The following is a 4,542-nucleotide window of genomic DNA, read 5'->3' on the forward strand; positions in this document are numbered from 1 at the left end:
TCACTGTCCAGTGCTGATGTTGCCTCGTCGAGCAGCAAAATAGGCGCATTTTTCAATATCGCTCGAGCAATCGCTATTCGCTGCTTTTGACCGCCTGACAGCCTCACGCCTCGTTCTCCAACCGCGGTGCTGTAGCCGTCTGTCTGCTCGGTAATAAAATCATGGGCATACGCTGCACGCGCTGCCTCTACAATTTCTTCTGCCGTTGCGTCCATTTTTCCAAAACGGATATTTTGCTCTATCGTTCCTTCGAACAGATAAGGGTCCTGGGAAACGTAGGCCATCTTATCCCTAAGCTCCTCGAGTGAATAATCTGCAAAGCTTTTGCCAGCAATTCGAATTTCGCCTTCCGAGAATGGATAAAAGCCAAGCAGCAGCTTCATGATTGTGCTTTTGCCGCCTCCGCTAGGACCAACAATCGCGACAAGCTGTCCTTTATCGACCTGAAGGTTCAAGCGGTGAAGCACATTTTCGTCTTTGTGGTAGGAAAACGATACATTTTTGAAATCGAGCATTTCATTCTCGTTTAAGCTTGCGACAGTTGCTTCCTTTGAGACAGATGCATATCGCTCAGGTTCTTCTGCCACATCAAGCAGATCAAACACCCGGTCAGCCCCTGCCAGCGAGGATTGCAAATTGGCCCAGAAAACGCCTAAATTCCGGAAGAGATTCGTTACGTTTTCCAGTAGCAAAATAACCCCTAGCAAGCTGCCGATCGTCACTTGTCCGTTAATCAGCATAAAAGCTCCAATAATAAAGGCACCGCCATTATTAATCCATAACAGAAAATAATTAGTGCTGGTTAAGTAAGCGCTTTTTTTCGCCCGCAGTAAAAACAGGTCTGCCAGCCTCGTCGTCGTCTCCTTGTACTTGCTGTTCATCCCATCGACCATCTGAAACGTTCTGCTCACCTGCGTGCCAGCAACGAGATTCGTCAGCCGCTCCATCTGAACGCCGGACTGCTCCTGAATTTCGGTGCTTATCGTTCTGAATGGCTTTGCATACCTCGAGTTCACATACGTTGACAGCAATCCTAAAAAAATCATTGCAACGGCGAATCTCCAGTCCAAATAAAACATAAGAACCGCTGATATTATTCCAGTAGACATTAAGGAAAGCAGCGTAAGCGCTTCTCCAGAGAAAGCATTTTCCATCGTTTGCAAATCATTTGTAATTCTGGATAGGCTGTCACCGCTATGGCTGTTCTCGTAATAGCTAACCGGAAGCTTCTCCATATGATGAAAAACACGAAGCCGCATGCTGTTCATGATCGTCTTGACCGTTTTGCCATACCAATATTGGAAAAGGGGCATTAGCATGCACATAGCAACGACGATAAGCATGAACTGGATGGTGAGCGTAAAAACGGCATCCATATTTTTTTCCGTTATAGCATCGAGAAAGGTTGAGACCAGCATGGCCGTAATAATCGATACGCTTGAGCTCATGAGACCAAAACCCAGAAAACTAAGAGAAAATGATAGTTTACGCCGACCAAGCAATCGGGCAAGTCTCGCAATTTGTTGTTTATTGCTTCTTTTCAAGCAACTATGCCCCCTCTTGACCGAGCTGGTTCGGCTGGTCTCCACGATTGCTTGCCTGGTTGTTATATAGGCGATGATAAGTACCGTTTTTGGCAAGCAGCTCTTCATGTGTGCCGCTTTCTTCAACACGCCCCTCATTCAGCACCAAAATATGGTCCGCATTCATGACCGTAGACAGGCGATGAGCGACGACCAAAACCGTTTTGTTTCGCATAATCCGGTTAATGGATTGTTGCACAAGCTGTTCGGACTCAGAATCAAGCGCCGAAGTTGCCTCATCCAGCAGCAAAATGGGAGCATCCTTCAATATGGCCCTGGCAATCGCTATCCGCTGCTTTTGTCCGCCTGAGAGCTTGACTCCCCGTTCACCGACGAGCGTATCGTACCCTTGTGGAAGTACCCGAATAAATTCATGAATATTTGCAAGCTTAGCTGCGCTTTCTACGTCTTCCATGCTGTAGCCGTCATCCGTGCATGCAATATTTTCGGCGATGGAGCCCGGAAAAAGAAACGTATCCTGTGAAACATGCGAAATGAGCGCTCTGGCAGACGATAGCTTCCAATCGGTAAGCGGCTCATTGTACAGCTTGATTTGCCCACCCTTATAATCATAAAAACCGGTTATGAGCTTGAAAATGGTCGATTTGCCTGAACCGCTCGGTCCGACCAAGGCGACTGTTTTACCTTGTGGCAATGAAAAGCTAACCTCATCAAGCACCTTCGTATGATTATCATAGGAAAAGGTAACCTGCTTAAATTCTAGCGCAGGGGCGGACGAGGAGAGGTTTTCCGGCTGCTTGCCATCCATCCGTTCTGTCTCTGCATCCAGCAGTTCAAAAAGATGATCGACAACGCCCGCTGTCATTTTGAACCGGCTAATCTGATTTGGAATCTCTCCCATCCCCGATACGAGGTAATTGATGAACTGCACAAACGCTATTAAAGCGCCTATTAAAAGCTGTCCATTGCTAACCAAATATCCCCCGAAGAGAAAAAACACCACCAGCGGAGCCGTACGGACAAATACGCTGAGTGCCCCCATAGCAGCAACTCGTTTCTCGATCCGCAAAAAACGCTCAAGCAGCTTATCAAGCAGCAGCTGGCATTTTTGATACATAACCTGTACCAAATTGTAAGACTTGATCATGTTGATGCCGCCAATTGTATCTTGAACAACTGTGCTCATCTGGGCCATGCTTTGCTGCACATCTGCTGCATACTGGTTTAACGGGCGGCTAATTTTCCCACTTAAAAAGGTCATGAGCAGCAGCATAACGAAGCAAAATAGCGTAAGCTGCCAGTTCATATAAAACATTACCGCAATACAAGCTACGACCCGGACAATATGAAAAATAAGAGCTGCAAAATCATTGTAAATATACCCTTCAATTTGATTGATGCTGTTCGTCATTCTGGAGCTGAAATCGCCGGAATGGCGAGACTCCATATACGAAATCGGCAGTCTATTAATATGCTCGCTAACTTTATTTTTCAAATCACGGGTCACAAAGGCGCTATAGCGTCCCGACGAATAAACGTTGAAGAAATTTACAATTATACCTGTCACGATGAAAACGAGAATCAAATATACAGCCTGCCTCAAGCCACCCATATCACCAGTCTCGGTGGAAGAAAATAAAAGATTGATAATATAGATGAGCAAAATATCATTGGCCGCTATTATGATCGTGCTTATCAGCTTGAGCGCTATCCAAAACCGATAGGGCTTAAGAAAGACGAGCAATCGTCGCATCGAAAAGAAAGCAGAGTTCCGGCTTGCTATTTGCATAAGTGCCCTCCACTATAGGGTTAGATCGCTGCACAGAACGGCACGAGCGGGGGAAATCAATGCTCTTGTCCCTCTACCAGCTTTTGCACGCTGCCCTTAAACTGCTCCAAAGTAGCAAAATAGTCGATAATTAAAATTTCATTTTCAAACTCGACATCGAATTCATTTTCCAAAGCTACGATTAATTTAACGAAGGAAATCGAGTTAAGACCTACCGTTTCTAAATCCGATTTCAATACACTCTCATCAATAGACATAAGCTCAATATTTTTTTGCAAAATTTCATTAAACCTCGCATTAAAATCCGCTACTTTTATTTCCCCACTCATCATTTAACCTCCCTAAAATCGTTCATTTTCACTTGCACGGCTGCCTTAAATCATTCCTCCATCGACAATGATCGTCTGTCCATATATGTAGCTTGCATCGTCGGAAGCTAAAAATAGGGCTACCTTCGCTACTTCATCAGCCTCGCCCAGTCGGCCGCAGGCAATTTTATCAACAAAATGACGGCGCACGCGTTCGGGAACTTTCCCGAGCATATCCGTAACAATATATCCTGGCGCGATTGCATTGACCCGGATGTTTTTACCAGAAACTTCCCTTGATAGGGATCGAGTCAAACCAATAAGGCCTGCCTTGGACGCGCTGTAATTCGTTTGGCTTGAGGCGCCCGCTAAAGCGGATACGGAGGAAATGTTTACGATGGCTCCCTTCCTCTTGCTGATCATCGAAGGCAGCGCCGCTTTGCAGCAATTGTAGGCGCCCTTCAAATTTGTATTGATGACCTTATCCCAAGAGGACTCTTCCATCAGCATCAGAAAACCATCTTCCGTTACGCCCGCATTGTTGACGAGCACATCAATCTTTCCAAACTGCTGAACCGCGTCCTCGAATACAGCAAGCGTGTTCATATGATCAGACACGTCCAGAGCAAATGCTTTCGCCTTGCGCCCATTTTCCTGCAGAGAAGCTTCCAGCTTCGAAGCCTCAGCCTCACTACTATTATAGGTAAAGAGTACGGTGGCACCTTCACTTGCAAAGGCTTGGACGATGGCGTGCCCGATTCCTTTCGCTCCTCCGGTTACAAAGACGACTTTATCGGCAAATTTCAATGGCTCACCTCCGAACCGTCCCAAGGATGACGCTGTGCAAGCATCCATTGACATCATACCCATTCACTAATAAATATTCGTAATCGCCGAAACG

At 46.1% G+C, this 4,542-nt stretch carries 4 protein-coding genes; all 4 read right to left on the reverse strand.

Annotation, left to right across the window (positions count from 1 at the left end; all coding sequences use genetic code 11):
- Positions 1 to 1,544 (reverse strand): ABC transporter ATP-binding protein (locus ABEW34_RS31880; protein WP_430165892.1); only part of this gene is annotated, 1,544 nt, incomplete at its 3' end.
- A gap of 4 nt (positions 1,545 to 1,548) precedes the next feature.
- Positions 1,549 to 3,333 (reverse strand): ABC transporter ATP-binding protein, encoded by a 1,785-nt coding sequence (locus tag ABEW34_RS31885; RefSeq protein WP_430165895.1) that lies wholly within the window; start codon positions 3,331 to 3,333, stop codon positions 1,549 to 1,551.
- A 56-nt stretch (positions 3,334 to 3,389) separates the two neighbouring features.
- Positions 3,390 to 3,662, reverse strand: coding sequence for a phosphopantetheine-binding protein (locus ABEW34_RS31890; RefSeq protein ID WP_430165898.1), 273 nt, complete (start codon positions 3,660 to 3,662; stop codon positions 3,390 to 3,392).
- A gap of 45 nt (positions 3,663 to 3,707) precedes the next feature.
- Complete coding sequence (gene fabG / locus ABEW34_RS31895; protein WP_430165901.1) at positions 3,708 to 4,448, reverse strand: 3-oxoacyl-[acyl-carrier-protein] reductase; 741 nt, start codon at positions 4,446 to 4,448, stop codon at positions 3,708 to 3,710.
- Positions 4,449 to 4,542 lie beyond the last annotated feature (94 nt).

The organism is Paenibacillus algorifonticola (genome assembly GCF_050481745.1).
In the GTDB taxonomy this organism is placed as follows: Bacteria; Bacillota; Bacilli; order Paenibacillales; family Paenibacillaceae; genus Pristimantibacillus; species Pristimantibacillus algorifonticola_A.

What these genes read in the sequence shown, in the direction of transcription:
- ABEW34_RS31885 (WP_430165895.1), bottom strand. Translation starts at nt 3,333, where the DNA reads ATGCAAATAGCAAGCCGGAACTCTGCTTTCTTTTCGATGCGACGATTG.
- ABEW34_RS31890 (WP_430165898.1), bottom strand. Translation starts at nt 3,662, where the DNA reads ATGAGTGGGGAAATAAAAGTAGCGGATTTTAATGCGAGGTTTAATGAA.